This window comes from Devosia alba, assembly GCF_039938915.1.
GTDB classification, from domain to species: domain Bacteria; phylum Pseudomonadota; class Alphaproteobacteria; order Rhizobiales; family Devosiaceae; genus Devosia; species Devosia alba.
In genome coordinates this window covers 1-274 of the sequence record NZ_JBDUUI010000085.1, presented here as the reverse complement: position 1 = coordinate 274, position 274 = coordinate 1, and the positions used below count along the sequence as shown (strand labels likewise).

General features: G+C 43.8%; 1 protein-coding gene. It reads right to left on the bottom strand.

Annotation, left to right across the window (positions count from 1 at the left end):
* The coding region (locus ABFY71_RS18870; RefSeq protein WP_347947410.1) for a glutamate synthase-related protein at nt 1–274 on the bottom strand (274 nt) is incomplete at both ends.

The window sequence follows — 274 nt, the reverse complement described above, 5'->3', positions numbered from 1 at the left end:
AACAGCTAGTGGTGCAGTTGAAAAACCATATTCCTCTGCGCCTAACATCGCTGCGACGACAACATCACGTCCTGTCATCATCTTACCGTCTGTTTCAATGGCAATTCTATCTCTTAAACCATTTAATAATAAGGTTTGGTGTACTTCAGCTAAGCCAATCTCCCAAGGTAATCCTGTATGCTTCAAACTTGTATTAGGTGCTGCACCTGTACCGCCATCATAACCACTAATGAGAACATGATCTGCCCTTCCCTTTGCCACACCAGCAGCAATT